The following is a 15,750-nucleotide window of genomic DNA, read 5'->3' as shown; positions in this document are numbered from 1 at the left end:
ACATGAAGAAGACGGCGGACGCGGCGGCGGACGGCGCCGGGCAGGCCGAGGAGCCGCTGCTCAAGGTCACCGGCCTGGTCAAGCACTTCCCCATCCACAAGGGGCTGCTGCGCCGCGAGTCCGGGGCCGTGAAGGCCGTCGACGGCATCGACTTCGACGTCCGCCGCGGTGAGACCCTCGGCGTCGTCGGCGAGTCCGGCTGCGGCAAGTCGACCATGGGCCGGCTGATCACCCGGCTGCTCGAACCCACCGGCGGCACGGTGGAGTTCGAGGGGCGGGACATCACCCACCTGGGCGTGGGGGCGATGCGGCCGTTGCGCCGCGACGTCCAGATGATCTTCCAGGACCCGTACGGCTCGCTGAACCCGCGGCACACGGTCGGCACGATCATCGGCGCCCCCTTCAAGCTCCAGGGAGTGCAGCCGCAGGGCGGGCTCAAGGCCGAGGTCCAGCGGCTGTTGTCGCTGGTGGGCCTCAACCCCGAGCACTACAACCGCTACCCGCACGAGTTCTCCGGCGGTCAGCGCCAGCGCATCGGCATCGCGCGCGCCCTGGCGCTCAAGCCGAAGCTGGTCGTCGCGGACGAGCCGGTCTCGGCGCTGGACGTCTCGATCCAGGCCCAGGTGGTGAACCTGCTGGACGACCTCCAGGAGGAGATGGGCCTCACCTACGTGATCATCGCCCACGACCTGTCGGTCATCCGGCACGTCTCGGACCGGATCGCGGTGATGTACCTCGGCAAGATCGTCGAGCTGACCGACCGCAACTCCCTGTACGCGAGCCCGATGCACCCGTACACCAAGGCGCTCCTGTCGGCCGTCCCGGTCCCGGACCCGCGCCGCCGGGGCGCCAAGAGCGGCCGCATCCTGCTCAAGGGCGACGTCCCCTCGCCGATCTCCCCGCCCAGCGGCTGCCGCTTCCACACGCGGTGCTGGAAGGCCACGGAGATCTGCGGCAAGCAGGAACCGCCCCTGGTCGCCCTGAAGCCCGGCCACCAGGTGGCCTGCCACCACCCGGAGAACGCCGACACCCCGGCGGCAGCGGAAGCCGCGGTCTGACCCGCAGGGCGGGGCCGGTCCTCCGGCCCCGCCCGGGGCATTGCAAGCCCCTCCGGCGTTTGAGGAGCGGGGTCCGGGGCGGAGCCCCGGGCAGTGACCCGCACCCACACCGGACCGCCCGCCGCCAGGCGCCCGGCACAATGACCCCGTGCCCCATGATCTCTTCGCGCCCGGTGTCCAGCATGCCCTGGACCTCGCGGGCATCTTCGTCTTCGCCACCGCGGGCGCGCTGCTCGCCGTACGCAAGAACTTCGACGTCTTCGGCATCGCCGTCCTCGCCCTCGTCACCGCCCTCGGCGGCGGGCTGCTGCGCGACCTCGTCATCGGCGCCGTCCCGCCGGCGGCCTTCGGCGAGCTGAGCTTCTTCGTCACGCCGCTGGTCGCCGCCGCCCTGGTCTTCTTCCTGCACCCCGAGGTGCAGCGGATCAACCGGGCCATCAACGTCTTCGATGCGGCGGGGCTCGGTCTGTTCTGCGTATCGGGCACGACGAAGGCCTACGAGTACGGGCTCGGGCTGACCGCTTCGGCCGCGCTCGGACTGGCGACGGCGGTGGGCGGGGGCGTGCTGCGCGACGTGCTGGTCAACGAGGTGCCGTCGCTGCTGCGGGACCGCGAGATGTACGCCGTGCCCGCCATCATCGGGGCCGCGATGGTGGCCGTCTTCATCTCGCTGGGCATGCTCAGCACCGTGACCAGCGGCATCGCCATCGTGACCACCTTCGTCCTGCGGCTGCTGGCGATGCGCTACCACTGGCGGGCGCCGCTGGCGTGGAACCGGCGTTCCTCGGTCCCGGAGGAGCCGTAGAGAGAAAAGCTACCGCTTAGTAGGGTCCGGGGTTACCCTCGTTCCATGTCTCAAGCATCAGCGTTGGCCGCCATCGGCGAGAGCGAGTTCGACCGCGACACCGCCGTCATCGAGCGCGCGGGCGAGCCCGGCGTGTACGACGCGGAACTCTCCGGCGGCTGGACGATCATCACCGCCGTCAACGGCGGCTACCTGCTCGCCCTGGTCGGACGGGCACTGTCGGCCGCCCTGCCGCACCCGGACCCCTTCACGGTGTCCGCCCACTACCTGACCTCCTCGGTCCCCGGCCCCGCCGTGATCCGCACCGAGGTCGTCCGCGCCGGGCGCACGCTCTCCACGGGTCAGGCCTCGCTGTTCCAGTACGACGAGAACGGCGCCGAGGTCGAGCGCATCCGCGTCCTCGCCTCCTACGGCGACCTCGCGGCCCTGCCGGACGACGTCCGTACGACGGCCACGCCGCCGGTGATGCCCGCGTACGCCGACTGCCTGGGCGCGGAGGCCGGTCCGGCCCCGATCCCCGGCAGCTCGGCCATCGTCGACCGCCTCCGGCTGCGGCTGGATCCGGCCACCGCGGGCTGGGCGGTCGGCGCGCCGTCGGGCAAGGGGGACATGCGGGCCTGGTTCGAGCTGGCGGACGGCCGGGACGCCGACCCGCTGTCCCTGCTGCTGGTCGTGGACGCGCTCCCGCCGACCTCCTTCGACCTCGGCCTCATCGGCTGGACCCCGACGCTGGAACTCACCACCCACGTCCGCCGCTTGCCCGCGCCGGGCCCCCTGCGGGTCGCGATCACGACGCGGAACCTGGCCGGCGGCATGCTGGAAGAGGACGCGGAGGTCTGGGACTCCGCGAACCACCTGGTAGCCCAATCCCGCCAACTGGCCCGAGCCCCCCGCGTCTCCCCTTCCTGACCCACCCGGCCGCTCCTTCCGGCCTGCCGGCCCATCCGAGCCCGCCCCAGGCTCCCGGCCATCCTGCCCGCCCGGCCGTCCCGCCCATCCCGCCGGGACGGCCCCCTCCTGCCCGCCCGGCCATCCCGCCCGGGCAGGCCATCCCAGCCCGTCCGGCGTTTGAGGACCCGCCGGAGGCCGGGCAGACCGGCAGCCGGGGAACCAAGGGCGGGGGCCCGCCCCGCCGCCCCCGCCCCGGGCGGCCCATCCCAGCCCGCCCCTGGACCCCGGTCCACCCGGCCATCCCAGCCCGTCCGGCGTTTGAGGACCCGCCGGAGGCCCGGCCGGCCGGCAGGCGGGGAATGAGGGGCGGGGCCCCCGGCCCGGATCCAGCCCGTCCGGCGATTGAGGACCGGCCCCGGCCCACGACACGGACGGGTCGGCCCGGTTTCGCCCGGTCCGCCGACCGAGGACCACGGCCGGGCCCGCCGACCCGGTCCGCACCGCGCCGGGGGACTCGTAGAATCGGGGAATCATGGCCTACCTCGACCACGCCGCCACCACGCCGATGCTGCCGGAGGCCGCCACGGCGATGACCGCGCAGTTCGCCGCGACGGGCAACGCATCCTCCCTGCACGCCGCCGGCCGCCGGGCCCGCCGTACCGTCGAGGAGGCCCGCGAGGCCTTCGCCGAGGCACTCGGCGCGCGCCCGAGCGAGGTGGTCTTCACCGCCGGCGGCACCGAGGCCGACAACCTCGCCGTCAAGGGTCTGTACTGGGCCCGCCGCGACGCCGACCCCGCCCGCACCCGCGTCCTCGCCAGCCCCGTGGAGCACCACGCCGTTCTGGACGCCGTCCACTGGCTGGGCGAACACGAGGGCGCCCGCGTCGAGTACCTCCCGGTCGACGGCCACGGCCGCGTCCACCCCGAGGCGTTCCGCGAGGCCCTCGCCCGCAACCCGGACGACGTCGCCCTCGCCACCGTCATGTGGGCCAACAACGAGATCGGCACCGTCATGCCGGTCCCCGAACTGGCCGCCATCGCGCGCGAGTTCGGCGTCCCGCTGCACTCCGACGCCGTCCAGGCCATCGGCCAGCTCGACGTCGGGTTCGCCGACAGCGGCCTCGCCTCCATGGCGGTGAGCGGCCACAAGATCGGCGGCCCCTACGGCATCGGCGCCCTGCTCCTCGGCCGCGACCAGAGCCCCGTCCCCGTCCTGCACGGCGGCGGCCAGGAGCGCCACGTCCGCTCCGGGACCCTCGACGTGCCCGCCATCGCCGCCTTCGCGGTGGCCGCCGTACTGGCCACCGAGCGCCGGGAGACCTTCGCCCGCGAGGTCGGAGCCCTGCGCGACGAGCTGATCGCGGCCGTGCGCGCGGCCGTACCGGACGCCGTGCTGGGCGGTGACCCGGACGACCGCCTCCCGGCGAACGCCCACTTCAGCTTCCCCGGCTGCGAGGGCGACTCCCTGCTCCTCCTCCTGGACGCCCAGGGCATCGAGTGCTCCACCGGTTCCGCCTGCACCGCGGGCGTGGCCCAGCCGAGCCACGTGCTGCTGGCCACCGGCACGGACCCGGACCTGGCCCGCGGCACCCTGCGCTTCTCCCTCGGCCACACCTCCACCAAGGAGGACGTCGCCGCCGTCGCGGCCGCCATCGGCCCCGCGGTCGACCGCGCCCGCACCGCCGGCCTCAGCTGAGCCGGACGCTGGGACCGCGCCGGACGGCTTCGCCCGCGGCGGACGCTCCGGCCACGGCGGAGGACGGATCAGCGCAGCAGTTCGCCGACCAGGCGCAGGTAGCGGGTCCAGTCCCAGTGCGGCCCGGGGTCCGTGTGGTCGGCGCCCGGGACCTCGGAGTGGCCGATGATGTGCTCGCGGTCGGCGGGTATCCCGTACCGGCGGCAGACGTCGGCGGCCAGCCGCGCCGAGGCGGCGTACATCGCGTCCGTGAAGTCCTGCGGGCGCGTGACGAAGCCCTCGTGCTCGATGCCGACGCTGCGCTCGTTCATGGAGCGGCTGCCCGCGTGGAAGGCGACGTCCAGCTCGCGGACCATCTGCTCCACGTGCCCGTCCTGGCGGACTATGTAGTGGGCGGACGCCTTGTGCCACGGGTTCTGGAAGGCCTCCACCGACGAGGCGAAACCGCCCTGGGTCACATGCACCACGATCCGGTCGATGCGGTGGTCGGCCGGGCGGTCGGCTAGGCGCCAGTTCGCCGGCGACGCGGCGGACCAGCTCGCGCCCGCGTGATCCAGCGCACCCTCCTCGCGCGGCTTGCTCACACCCGGGAGCAGCCACCAGGCCCGCTCGATCTCCTCCCGGCCCGCCACCGCACCGGCCGCGACCAGCCCGAGCCCTCCCAGCAGTACCGCCCGGCGCCCTCTGGAACCCATCCGAACCACCCCCCGCACCGATAACGCGCGGTCACCCGGCCCGGTTCCCCGTACCCTGGACGGTGCTATGACTGAGAACCTGCCGAGCACCCGCCCCCTTCGCGTCCTGGCCGCCATGTCCGGCGGCGTGGACTCCGCCGTCGCCGCCGCCCGCGCGGCCGAAGCCGGGCACGAGGTGACCGGTGTCCACCTCGCGCTCTCCGCGAACCCGCAGTCCTTCCGCACCGGCGCCCGCGGCTGCTGCACGATCGAGGACTCCCGCGACGCCCGCCGCGCCGCGGACGTCATCGGCATCCCCTTCTACGTGTGGGACCTGGCCGAACGCTTCCGCGAGGACGTCGTCGAGGACTTCATCGCCGAGTACGAGGCCGGGCGCACCCCCAACCCGTGCCTGCGCTGCAACGAGAAGATCAAGTTCGCGGCACTGCTCGACAAGGCCCTCGCCCTCGGCTTCGACGCCGTCTGCACCGGCCACTACGCCACCGTCGTGCTGAACGAGGACGGCAGCCGCGAACTGCACCGCGCCTCCGACATGGCCAAGGACCAGTCCTACGTCCTCGGCGTCCTCGACGAGAAGCAGCTCGCCCACGCCCTCTTCCCGCTCGGTGACACCCTCACCACCAAGGAGGAGATCCGGGCCGAGGCCGAAGCGCGCGGTCTGGCCGTCGCGAAGAAGCCCGACAGCCACGACATCTGCTTCATCGCCGACGGTGACACCCAGGGCTTCCTGGCGGGCCGCCTCGGCAAGGCCGAGGGCGACATCGTGGACGAGTCCGGCGCGAAGCTCGGCACCCACGAGGGCGCCTTCGGCTTCACCATCGGCCAGCGCAAGGGCCTGCGCATCGGCCACCCGGCACCCGACGGCAAGCCGCGCTACGTCCTGGACATCTCGCCGGTGAACAACACGGTCACCGTCGGCCCCGTCGAGGCCCTCGACGTCGGCGCCCTCACCGCGATCCGCCCCCGCTGGTGCGGCTCCACGGCCGCCGCCCCGGGCACCTACACCGCTCAGCTGCGCGCCCACGGCGGCGAGACCGAGGTCTTCGCCGAGGTGGTCGACGGCGAACTGCGCGTGCGCTTCGCGGAGCCGGTCCGCGGCGTGGCCCCGGGCCAGGCGATCGTGCTCTACGACGGCACGCGCGTCGTCGGCTCCGCCACCATCGCCACGACCGAGAAGGCCGCCGCGGCCGTCTGAGGCCCGGCCGCGCGGCCGCACCGCCCCGCGCCCGCCCCCTATACCACCGTCAGGACGATCTTGCCGGTGGTCCGGCCGCGCTCGCCGATCTCGTGGGCGCGCGCGGCCTCGGCCAGCGGCAGCACCGTGTCGAGCTCCGCGCGCAGACTGCCCGCCTCCACCAGCGCGGCGATCGCGGCCAGCCCCGTGTGGTCCGGCTCGACCAGCAGCCAGCCCGTGTGCACGCCGGGCGCGTCCGCCGGCACGTCGTCGGGGCCGGGCAGGGTCACCAGGTGCCCGCCCGGCTTCAGGACGGCCAGCGAGCGCTGCCCGTAGTCGCCGCCCACGCTGTCCAGGACGATGTCGACCTCCCCGGCCGCCTCCGCGAAGTCGGCCGCGTGGTAGTCGATCACCTCGTCCGCGCCCAGGGAGCGCAGCAGCTCGTGCTTGCCCGCGCTGGCGGTGCCGATGACGTACGCCCCGTACGCCTTGGCGATCTGCACCGCGAGGTGGCCCACGCCGCCCGCCGCGGCGTGGATCAGCACCCGCCGGCCCTCCCGGACGCCGGCCGTGTCCACCAGGGCCTGGTAGGCCGTCAGGGCCGCCAGCGGCAGCGCTGCCGCGCCCACGTGGTCGACGTTCGCGGGCTTGCGGGCGAAGTGCCGGGCCGGAGCCGTGACGTACTCGGCGTACGCGCTCGCCTGCCGCGGGAAGCGCGGCATGCCGAAGACCTCGTCGCCCACGCGGAAGAGGGTCACGCCGGGCCCGACGGCCGCGACCGTGCCGGAGACGTCCCAGCCGACCGCCGGGACCGCGTCCCAGGCGATCAGGCCGCCGGTGGCGCGGGTCTTCCAGTCGACCGGGTTCACCCCGGCCGCGTGCACCTTGACGAGGATCTCGGCCGGGCCGGGCTCCGGGCGCTCGACCTCGGTTTCGACGAGGACCTCGGGTCCGCCCCACTCCTTGACGACGACCGCGCGCATGACTGCTCCTTCTGTTCCATCCGCCGGGCCCGGCGTGTCCGGACCCGCTGACAGCACCAGCCTGACGGCCGCGGGCCCCGCGCGGTGCTGGCCGTTCGGCCACCATGTGACAGAATCCGGCCATGCACCGTATCGCCGTACTCGCCCTCGAAGGCGTGCCCCCCTTCGAGCTGGGCATCCCCTCCCGCGTCTTCGGGAATGCGTTCGACGACGACGGCCGCCCCCTCTACGAGGTCACCGTCTGCACCGCCGACGGGGCCCCCGTGACCAGCGACGCGGGCTTCACGATCGGCGTCGGCGCCGGCCCCGAGGCGCTGGTCGCCGCCGACACCGTGATCGTCCCGCCCACGCACGCCATGGACGACCTGGCCCGGGGAGCGGCCCTGCCGCCCGCCCTCGCCGAGGCCATCGCCGGCATCCGGCCCGGCACCCGGCTGGTGTCCATCTGCACCGGCTCCTACGTCCTGGCCGCGGCCGGGCTGCTCGACGGCCGGCCCGCCACCACCCACTGGGCGCACGCCCCCGCGTTCCAGCGCGCCTTCCCCCGCATCCTCCTCGACGAGGACGTGCTCTTCGTCGACGACGGCGACGTCCTCACCTCCGCCGGGGTCGCCGCCGGGGTGGACCTCTGCCTGCACCTCGTGCGCCGCGACCACGGCAGCGCCGTCGCCAACCGGGCCGCCCGGCTCTGCGTGGTCCCGCCCTGGCGCGACGGCGGACAGGCCCAGTACATCGACCGCCCCGTCCCCGAGGCCACCGTCGCGACCACCACCGCGACCCGCGCCTGGGCGCTGGAGCGGCTCCACACCCCCCTCTCGCTCACCGAACTGGCCGCGCACGCGCGCATGAGCCTGCGCACCTTCACCCGGCGCTTCCGCGACGAGGTGGGGGTCACGCCCGTCCAGTGGCTCACCGCCCAGCGCCTCGAACTGGCCCGCCAGCTGCTGGAGTCCAGCGACCTCCCGGTCGACCTCGTGGCCCACCGGGCCGGCTTCGGCTCGGCCAACTCCCTGCGCCAGCACATGCGGACGGCCCTCGGGGTCTCCCCGATCGCCTACCGGCGCACCTTCCGGCCCGCCGCCGCGGCATGACCCCGTAGGTCATCGACGGCGTGCGTCCGGCCGGGCAGGATCGGAGCCGACAGCCGCTCCCGCCACGGAAGAAGAGGCCGCCATGACCGCCTACGCGATCGCCCACATACGCCCCGAGACGATGAACGACGAGATCCTGCGGTACATCGAGGAGATCCAGGCCACCATGGACCCCTTCGGGGGCGAGTTCCTCGTGCACGGCACCACCCCGGAGGTCATGGAGGGCCCCTTCCCCGGCGCCGTGGTCCTCATCGGTTTCCCCGATGTCGAAAGCGCCCGGGCCTGGTACGCCTCGCCCGCCTACCAGGAGATCCTCCCGCTGCGCACCCGCCACATCCCGGGCGAGGTCGTCCTGCTCGACGGCGTCGCGCCCGGCTACGACGCCGCGAAGACCGCCGCGGCGCTGCGCGAGGCCGCCGGCCTCTGACGGGACGCCGCCGGGCGGCCCGGACCGGACGCGCCGGGCATCCCCGGGCGGGCCGGGGCGGGCGGCCCGGGAGGGGCGCACGGGGTGCGAGCATGGGCGGTATGGCTACTCACCTGATCACCGGCGCCGGGTCCGGCATCGGCGCCGCCGTCGCGCGCCGCCTGCACGCACGCGGCGACGACCTCGTCCTCATCGCCCGCGACGCCGGCCGCGGCAAGGAGCTGACCGCGCGCTTCCCCGGCTCCCGCGCGCTCGTCGCCGACCTCGCCGACCCCGACCGGATCTCCTGGGCCTTCGGCCAGCAGGCGCTGCCCGACCGGCTGGACTCCCTGCTGCACATCGCCGGGGTCGTCGACCTCGGCCCGGTCGGCGAGCTGCGGCCCAAGACCTGGCACCAGCAGCTCAACCTCAACCTGATCGCCCCCGCCGAGCTGACCCGCCTCACGCTGCCCTCGCTGCGCGCCTCCCGCGGGCACGTCCTCTTCGTGAACTCCGGCGCCGGACTCACCGCACACGCCGAGTGGGGCGCGTACGCCGCCTCCAAGCACGGACTGCGCGCGCTGGCCGACGCACTGCGCGCCGAGGAGAAGCCGAACGGCGTCCGCGTCACCTCCGTGTACCCGGGACGCACCGCCACCCCGATGCAGGCCAAGGTCCGCTCCCAGGAGGGCGAGAGCTACGACGCGGCCGACTGGATCGACCCCGAGTCGGTGGCCACCACCCTCGTGATGGCCCTGGACCTCCCGCGCGACGCCGAGGTCACCGACCTCTCCGTGCGGCCGGGACGATGACGGCGCCCGGGGCGACGGGGATCGGTTCCCTGCCCGGCGGCGACGCCCGCGAGGCCGCCAAGACCGTCACCGGCTCCTTCGAGGACTTCCCCTACCTCGCCGAGCTGCCCGCCCGCGGGCCCGGCGCCGACATGACCGGCCGCTCCCTGGGCCTGCTCGTCGACATGTACGCGCACGTCGAGCCCAGCGGCTGGCGGCTCAGCGACCGGCCCGGCCGCGACACCAAGCGGGCCCGCTCCTGGCTCGGCGAGGACCTCGACGCACTGGAGGAGTTCACCCAGGGCTACCGGGGCAAGCTCAAGGTGCAGGTGGTCGGGCCGTGGACGCTCGCCGCGGCGCTGGAACTGCACGGCGGCGAGGCCGTCCTGCGGGATCCGGGCGCCTGCCGCGACCTGGCCGGTTCGCTCGCCGAAGGGCTGCGCGAGCACCTGGCGGACGTCCGCAAGCGGATCCCCGGCGCCGACATCGTGCTCCAGGTCGACGAGCCCTCGCTGACCGCGGTCCTGCGCGGGCACGTCCGTACGGCCAGCGAGTACCGCACCTACCGCGCCGTCGACCGGCAGGTGGCCGAAGGGGCGCTGCGGGACCTGTTCGCCGTCCACGACGGGGACACGATCGTGCACTCCTGCGCGCCCGACGTGCCCTTCGCGCTGCTGCGCCGGGCCGGCGTGACGGGCGTGTCGTTCGATTTCTCTCTGCTCACCGAGCGCGAGGACGACACCATCGGCGAGGCCGTCGAGGACGGCATGAAACTCTTCGCCGGAGTGGTGGCGGGCACCGACGGCCCGTTGTCGGACCCGGGCGGTAGCGTCATGGGTGTCAGGAAGCTTTGGCGCAGGCTGGGGCTGACTCCGGGGACCCTCGCGGAGTCCGTCGTGGTCACCCCGTCGTGCGGTCTGGCGGGTGCTTCGCCCGCCTACGCCCGCGCGGCGATGGCGCACTGCGTCAAGGCGGCGAGGTCGCTCGCCGACAACCCTGAGTGACGTAGAGACGGGCCCACGGGAGGACACGGCATGGCAGCCGAACAGAAGCACGGTGACGGCACGGCGGCGGCCGGCACGGGCGCGGCGGCGGCGGCCGACGCTCCGGCGGCGGTCCTGGAGCATCACCAGCTGCTAGCCGAGCAGATCGAGGAGCACCGCTTCCGGTACTACGTGAACGACCAGCCGGTCGTCACCGACGCCGAGTTCGACCGCCTGCTGCGCTCGCTGGAGGCCCTGGAGGAGCAGTACCCGCAGCTGCGCACCCCCGACTCGCCCACCCAGAAGGTGGCGGGGGCCTACGTCACGGACTTCGCCTCCGTCCAGCACCGCGAGCGGCTGCTCTCCCTCGACAACGCCTTCGACGACGAGGAACTGGCGGCCTGGGCCGAGCGGGTGGCCCGGGACGTCAACACCTCCGACTACCACTACCTGTGCGAGCTCAAGGTGGACGGCCTCGCCGTCAACCTCACCTACGAGAACGGCCGGCTGACCCGCGCCGCCACCCGCGGCGACGGCCGCACCGGCGAGGACATCACGCCCAACGTCCGCACCATCGCCGAGATCCCCGACAGGCTGGCCGGGGAGCGCATCCCGGCGCTCGTCGAGATCCGCGGCGAGGTCTACTTCCCGATGGAGAAGTTCGAGGAGCTGAACGCCCGCCTCGTCGAGGCGGGCGACAAGCCCTTCGCCAACCCCCGCAACGCGGCCGCCGGTTCGCTGCGCCAGAAGGACCCCAAGGTCACCGCGACCCGCCCGCTCCACATGGTGGTCCACGGCATCGGCGCCCGCGAGGGCTTCGACATCGACCGGCTCTCGCACGCCTACGAACTGCTCCGTGAGTGGGGCCTGCCCACCGCCGAGCACAACAAGGTCGTCACCTCCCTGGCGGAAGTACGGCAGTTCATCGCCCACTTCGGCGCGAACCGGCACTCGGTCGCCCACGAGATCGACGGGGTCGTCGTCAAGCTCGACGAGATCCCGCTCCAGGGCCGGCTCGGCTCCACCGCGCGCGCCCCGCGCTGGGCGATCGCCTGGAAGTACGCTCCCGAAGAGGTCAACAGCAAGCTGATCGACATCAAGGTCGGCGTCGGCCGGACCGGCCGGGTCACCCCCTACGCCCAGGTCGAGCCGGTCACCGTGGCCGGGTCCGAGGTCGAGTTCGCCACCCTGCACAACCAGCAGGTGGTCAAGGCCAAGGGCGTCCTCATCGGGGACACCGTGGTCCTGCGCAAGGCGGGCGACGTCATCCCCGAGATCCTCGGTCCGGTGGTGGACCTGCGCGACGGCAGCGAGCGCGAGTTCGTGATGCCCGCCGACTGCCCCGAGTGCGGGACCCCGCTGCGTCCGATGAAGGAAGGCGACATCGACGTCCGGTGTCCCAACGCGCAGACCTGCCCCGCCCAGTTGCGCGAGCGGCTCTTCTACCTCGCGGGCCGGGAGTGCCTGGACATCGAGAACTTCGGCAAGGTCGCCGCCGCCGCGCTCACCAGACCGCTCGAACCGGCCGTCGCCCCGCTGCTCGACGAGGGCGACCTCTTCGACCTCACCATCGAAGAGCTGCTCCCCATCAAGGCGTACGTCCTGGACGCGGACAGCGGGCTGCCCAAGCGCGACCCCAAGACCGGCGAGGAGAAGATCGTCACCGTCTTCGCCAACCAGAAGGGCGAGCCCAAGAAGAACGCTCTGGCCCTGCTGGAGCACGTGGCGGCGGCCAAGAACCGGCCGCTGGCCCGCTTCATCAACGGCCTCTCCATCCGGCACGTGGGACCCGTCGCGGCGGCCACGCTGGCCCGCGAGTTCCGCTCCATCGACCGCATCGAGGCGGCGACGGAAGAGGAACTGGCCGCCACCGAAGGGGTCGGCCCCATCATCGCCGCCGCCCTCAAGGAATGGTTCGCCGTCGACTGGCACCAGGAGATCCTGCGCAAGTGGCGGGCCGCCGGGGTGCGGCTGGAGGAGGAGGCCTCCGCCGACGAACAGGGCCCGCGCCCGCTGGAAGGCCTCACCGTCGTCGTCACCGGCACGCTGGCGAGCCACACGCGCGACGGCGCCAAGGACGCCCTGCAGAGCAGGGGCGCCAAGGTGACCGGCTCCGTCTCGAAGAAGACCTCCTTCGTCGTCGTCGGCGACAACCCCGGTTCCAAGTACGACAAGGCCGTCCAGTTGAAGCTCCCGGTCCTCGACGACGCGGGCTTCGCCGTACTGCTGGACGAGGGGCCCGAGGCGGCCCGCGCGGCCGCCCTGCCGCCGGCGGAGCCCGCCGCCGCGGACGCCGCCCCCCTGGACGCCGACGCCGGATCGGAGTAACGAAGGAGCGGGGGCCGTTCGAGGAGGGGAGCGCGGTCGGGGGCGAAGCCGAACGGTTGCGTGGTGTGCGGCCGTACGGGCGGGCGCACGCCGGGCGCGCGAGACGGTCGCGAACGGCCGGTACCCGCCTAGCGGCAGGGCGTTGACCTGTCGGATCATCGCAAGGGTGACCCGTCCTTCATGGTCCGGTCTCACCCGTTCGGCGGATACCGTACTGATGAGGATGGCTGGGTCGTATTCGGGCAACCGCCGCCGACCGCTGCCCTTCGGAGCCCCTCGCGTCCTACTGTTGAGAGGTGCGCCTGTCGTGCACGGTTGCGGGACGCGAATCCAGCCGTGATGGCATGACAACGGGGCCATCACGAGGCAACGGCATCGCCGGCTGTGAGAGGGACGGGCATGAAACCCATCGAAAGCGCCGACCCGCCACCGGATTTCGGCGGGACGGGCGGGGAGCTGCCGTCGCTGCGGACGGACCGGAGCGACCGGACGGACCGGACGGACCGCAGCGCGCGGGCGGACCGCAAGGAGCGTGACCGTGGCGAGCGTGCGGACCGGGTGGCCCGCACCGCCGCACGGGGCAACCGCGCGGGCCACGCCCGCCGCGACGGACGCCCTTCCCGCACGGAGCGCACGCCCCGCCCCGAGCGCCCCGTGCGCCCGGAGTGGCCGGCCCCGCCCGAGCACCCCGTCCAGGCCGCCCGGTACGGCGTACGGAGCACCCGCACCCTCCCGGCCCGCCCCCTCGACACCGGGGCCGCGGCCGGCCCCGGCGGCGTGGCGGGTGCGCGGGACCGGGGCCGGCGCGTGGCGCTGCCGTTCGCCCTCGTCGGCCTCTCCCTCGGCGTCCTCACCGCCGGGATCGCCCGCGCCCTGAGCGAGCGGCACGCCCTCTTCCCGGGCGGCGCCGCGGGCTGGGGCCTCGCCCTGCTCACCGGCATCATCGTCGGCCACCTCGTCGCCCTCGGCCGCGACCGCTGGTGGGGCGGCACCGGTTCCGGCGCCGCCCTCACCCTCGGCGTGCTCATCCTCTACGGCTGGGTCCCGGCCGGACTCGTCTCGCTCGCCGTGGTATCCCTGGTCGGCGCCGCCCGCAGACACCGCTGGCGCCAGGGCCTGCTGCACGGCTGCGCCGACATCCTCGGCATCGGCGCGGGAGCGCTCGTACTCGCCGCCTTCGGGCAGGCGCCCAGCGTCGAAGTGCCCTGGCAGCCCACCGGCTGGGGCCCCGGGGCGATCCCCGTGATCACCCTCGTCGCCGTCGCGTACCTCCTGGTCACCCGGGTCCTGCTGTGGTTCGCCCTGTCCCCGCCCGGCTCCGGGCTGCCCACCGTCGCCCGCGCCGCCCTCATCCGGCAGGCGTTAGTCGCCGCCGCCCTGCTCGGCATCGCCCCGCTGATCTGCGTGGTCGCCGTCACCCTGCCCGTCCTGCTGCCCCTGTTCGCCGTGCCGCTGATCGCCCTCGACTCCACCCTGTGGATCGCCCGGGCCCGCGCCGAGGAACAGCTGCGCGATCCGCTCACCGGACTGCCCAACCGGCAGTGGCTGCTGGAGCGCGCCCGGCGGGCCCTGGACGAGGCTGAACGTATCGGCACCCGCTCCGCCCTGGTCCTCATCGACCTCGACCGCTTCCGCGCCGTCAACGACACCCTGGGCCACCTCGCCGGCGACCGGCTCCTCCTCCAGATCGCCGACCGGCTGCGCCAGGCCCTGCCCCGGGACGCCGAGGCGGCCCGGCTCGGCGGTGACGAGTTCGCCGTCCTGCTGCCCGTCGCCGACTCCACCACCAGCGCCCAGCGGGTCGCCCGCCACCTCGTCGCCGAACTCAGCTCGCCCCTCGACCTCGACGGGCTCACCCTCGTCCTGGAGGCCAGCGCGGGCCTCGCCGTCTTCCCCGACCACGCCCTCGACGCCGAAGGGCTGCTGCGACGGGCCGACGTGGCGATGTACCAGGCGAAGCGGGACCGCACCGGAGTCGAGGTCTACGAGTCCAAGCGGGACAGCAACACCCCCGACCGGCTCGGCCTCCTCGGCGACCTGCGGCGGGCCCTCGACGCGGGCGAGGTGGAACTGCACTACCAGCCCAAGGTCCGCTTCGACGGGCAGGTCGCCGGGCTGGAGGCGCTGGTGCGCTGGGTGCACCCGGAGCGCGGGCGGGTCTCGCCGGACGAGTTCATCGCCATCGCGGAGACCTCCGGGCTGATGCCGCACCTGACGGAGTACGTCCTGGAGACGGCGCTGGCCCAGGTGGCGCGCTGGCGGGCCCAGGGGCTGAAGGTGCCGGTCGCCGTCAACGTCTCGCCGCGCGACGTGCACACCCCCGGGTTCGCCGGGGCCGTGGCCGCGCGGCTCGCCCGGCACGGGGTGCCGGCGAGCGGGCTGCAGCTCGAAATAACGGAACACGTCCTGCTGGAGGACCCGCAGCGGGCCGCCGACACCATGGCCGGGCTGACCGGGCACGGCGTGAAGATGTCCCTCGACGACTTCGGGACGGGCTACTCGTCCCTGGTCCACCTGCGGCGGTTGCCCGTCAGCGAGCTGAAGATCGACCGGTCCTTCGTGGCCCGGCTGGCGGTCGACGCGCAGGACGCGGAGATCGTCCGCTGCACGGTCGACCTCGCGCACTCGCTCGGCCTGCTGGTGGTGGCCGAGGGCGTCGAGGACGACGAGACGTGGGAGCGGCTGCGGGACCTGGGCTGCGACGCGGTGCAGGGGTGGCTCGTGGCGGCCGCCATGCCGCCCGCCGAGGCCACGGCGCCGCCGGGCGGCCGATGAGTACGAGGCCTGGCGGGCGCGGAACCCGGACGCGCGCCCGTGGATCCGTACCGCGGTGTGGCAGGTGCCGCTGC

At 74.1% G+C, this 15,750-nt stretch carries 13 protein-coding genes; 11 read left to right on the top strand and 2 right to left on the bottom strand.

Annotated features, from left to right (window positions below; translation table 11 throughout):
- Positions 1-2: 2 nt before the first annotated feature.
- The 4 genes from ABZY31_RS25940 to ABZY31_RS25925 all read left to right on the top strand — a co-directional run bounded on the left by ABZY31_RS25940 (position 3) and on the right by ABZY31_RS25925 (position 4,450).
- Entirely contained in the window at positions 3-1,058 is a 1,056-nt protein-coding gene (locus tag ABZY31_RS25940; RefSeq protein ID WP_356414590.1) for a dipeptide ABC transporter ATP-binding protein, read from the top strand.
- Positions 1,059-1,206: 148 nt separating this feature from the next.
- Complete coding sequence (locus ABZY31_RS25935; RefSeq protein WP_356414509.1) at positions 1,207-1,863, top strand: trimeric intracellular cation channel family protein; 657 nt, start codon at positions 1,207-1,209, stop codon at positions 1,861-1,863.
- A gap of 45 nt (positions 1,864-1,908) precedes the next feature.
- Complete coding sequence (locus tag ABZY31_RS25930; protein ID WP_356414506.1) at positions 1,909-2,772, top strand: thioesterase family protein; 864 nt, start codon at positions 1,909-1,911, stop codon at positions 2,770-2,772.
- 514 nt (positions 2,773-3,286) lie between these two features.
- Positions 3,287-4,450, top strand: a complete 1,164-nt coding sequence (locus tag ABZY31_RS25925; protein ID WP_356414503.1) for a cysteine desulfurase family protein — start codon at positions 3,287-3,289, stop codon at positions 4,448-4,450.
- Between the two features lie 68 nt (positions 4,451-4,518).
- Here the strand turns inward: ABZY31_RS25925 and ABZY31_RS25920 are convergent, their stop codons facing one another.
- Positions 4,519-5,145 (bottom strand): N-acetylmuramoyl-L-alanine amidase, encoded by a 627-nt coding sequence (locus ABZY31_RS25920; RefSeq protein WP_356414500.1) that lies wholly within the window; start codon positions 5,143-5,145, stop codon positions 4,519-4,521.
- A 67-nt stretch (positions 5,146-5,212) separates the two neighbouring features.
- On the opposite strand from ABZY31_RS25920, the gene mnmA reads away from it, so the two are divergent.
- Positions 5,213-6,340, top strand: a complete 1,128-nt coding sequence (gene mnmA, locus ABZY31_RS25915; protein WP_356414497.1) for a tRNA 2-thiouridine(34) synthase MnmA — start codon at positions 5,213-5,215, stop codon at positions 6,338-6,340.
- Between the two features lie 38 nt (positions 6,341-6,378).
- Here the strand turns inward: mnmA and ABZY31_RS25910 are convergent, their stop codons facing one another.
- Complete coding sequence (locus ABZY31_RS25910; protein ID WP_356414495.1) at positions 6,379-7,302, bottom strand: NADP-dependent oxidoreductase; 924 nt, start codon at positions 7,300-7,302, stop codon at positions 6,379-6,381.
- Positions 7,303-7,424: 122 nt separating this feature from the next.
- Between ABZY31_RS25910 and ABZY31_RS25905 the strand changes: the two genes are divergently transcribed.
- From ABZY31_RS25905 to ABZY31_RS25880, 6 genes are all read left to right on the top strand, one after another.
- On the top strand, positions 7,425-8,393 hold the full coding sequence (locus ABZY31_RS25905; protein WP_356414492.1) for a helix-turn-helix domain-containing protein: 969 nt from the start codon (positions 7,425-7,427) through the stop codon (positions 8,391-8,393).
- A gap of 82 nt (positions 8,394-8,475) precedes the next feature.
- Positions 8,476-8,820, top strand: a complete 345-nt coding sequence (locus tag ABZY31_RS25900; protein WP_356414489.1) for a DUF1330 domain-containing protein — start codon at positions 8,476-8,478, stop codon at positions 8,818-8,820.
- Between the two features lie 101 nt (positions 8,821-8,921).
- Complete coding sequence (locus tag ABZY31_RS25895; protein ID WP_356414486.1) at positions 8,922-9,611, top strand: SDR family oxidoreductase; 690 nt, start codon at positions 8,922-8,924, stop codon at positions 9,609-9,611.
- On the top strand, positions 9,608-10,594 hold the full coding sequence (locus ABZY31_RS25890) for a methionine synthase (protein ID WP_356414483.1): 987 nt from the start codon (positions 9,608-9,610) through the stop codon (positions 10,592-10,594). Before ABZY31_RS25895 ends, ABZY31_RS25890 begins: the two co-directional genes overlap by 4 nt.
- 30 nt (positions 10,595-10,624) lie before the next feature.
- Positions 10,625-12,901 (top strand): NAD-dependent DNA ligase LigA, encoded by a 2,277-nt coding sequence (ligA, locus tag ABZY31_RS25885; RefSeq protein WP_356414480.1) that lies wholly within the window; start codon positions 10,625-10,627, stop codon positions 12,899-12,901.
- Between the two features lie 399 nt (positions 12,902-13,300).
- Entirely contained in the window at positions 13,301-15,676 is a 2,376-nt protein-coding gene (locus ABZY31_RS25880) for an EAL domain-containing protein (RefSeq protein WP_356414477.1), read from the top strand.
- Positions 15,677-15,750: the final 74 nt, after the last annotated feature.

This window comes from Streptomyces sp. NPDC006529 (assembly GCF_040611795.1).
GTDB lineage: Bacteria > Actinomycetota > Actinomycetes > Streptomycetales > Streptomycetaceae > Streptomyces.
Note: the sequence above shows the minus strand (reverse complement) of the source record. Positions and strands in the feature narration are given on the sequence as shown.

What these genes read in the sequence shown, in the direction of transcription:
- ABZY31_RS25940 (WP_356414590.1), top strand. Translation starts at nt 3, where the DNA reads ATGAAGAAGACGGCGGACGCGGCGGCGGACGGCGCCGGGCAGGCCGAG.
- ABZY31_RS25930 (WP_356414506.1), top strand. Translation starts at nt 1,909, where the DNA reads ATGTCTCAAGCATCAGCGTTGGCCGCCATCGGCGAGAGCGAGTTCGAC.
- ABZY31_RS25925 (WP_356414503.1), top strand. Translation starts at nt 3,287, where the DNA reads ATGGCCTACCTCGACCACGCCGCCACCACGCCGATGCTGCCGGAGGCC.
- ABZY31_RS25920 (WP_356414500.1), bottom strand. Translation starts at nt 5,145, where the DNA reads ATGGGTTCCAGAGGGCGCCGGGCGGTACTGCTGGGAGGGCTCGGGCTG.
- mnmA (WP_356414497.1), top strand. Translation starts at nt 5,213, where the DNA reads ATGACTGAGAACCTGCCGAGCACCCGCCCCCTTCGCGTCCTGGCCGCC.
- ABZY31_RS25910 (WP_356414495.1), bottom strand. Translation starts at nt 7,302, where the DNA reads ATGCGCGCGGTCGTCGTCAAGGAGTGGGGCGGACCCGAGGTCCTCGTC.
- ABZY31_RS25905 (WP_356414492.1), top strand. Translation starts at nt 7,425, where the DNA reads ATGCACCGTATCGCCGTACTCGCCCTCGAAGGCGTGCCCCCCTTCGAG.
- ABZY31_RS25900 (WP_356414489.1), top strand. Translation starts at nt 8,476, where the DNA reads ATGACCGCCTACGCGATCGCCCACATACGCCCCGAGACGATGAACGAC.
- ABZY31_RS25895 (WP_356414486.1), top strand. Translation starts at nt 8,922, where the DNA reads ATGGCTACTCACCTGATCACCGGCGCCGGGTCCGGCATCGGCGCCGCC.
- ABZY31_RS25890 (WP_356414483.1), top strand. Translation starts at nt 9,608, where the DNA reads ATGACGGCGCCCGGGGCGACGGGGATCGGTTCCCTGCCCGGCGGCGAC.
- ligA (WP_356414480.1), top strand. Translation starts at nt 10,625, where the DNA reads ATGGCAGCCGAACAGAAGCACGGTGACGGCACGGCGGCGGCCGGCACG.
- ABZY31_RS25880 (WP_356414477.1), top strand. Translation starts at nt 13,301, where the DNA reads ATGAAACCCATCGAAAGCGCCGACCCGCCACCGGATTTCGGCGGGACG.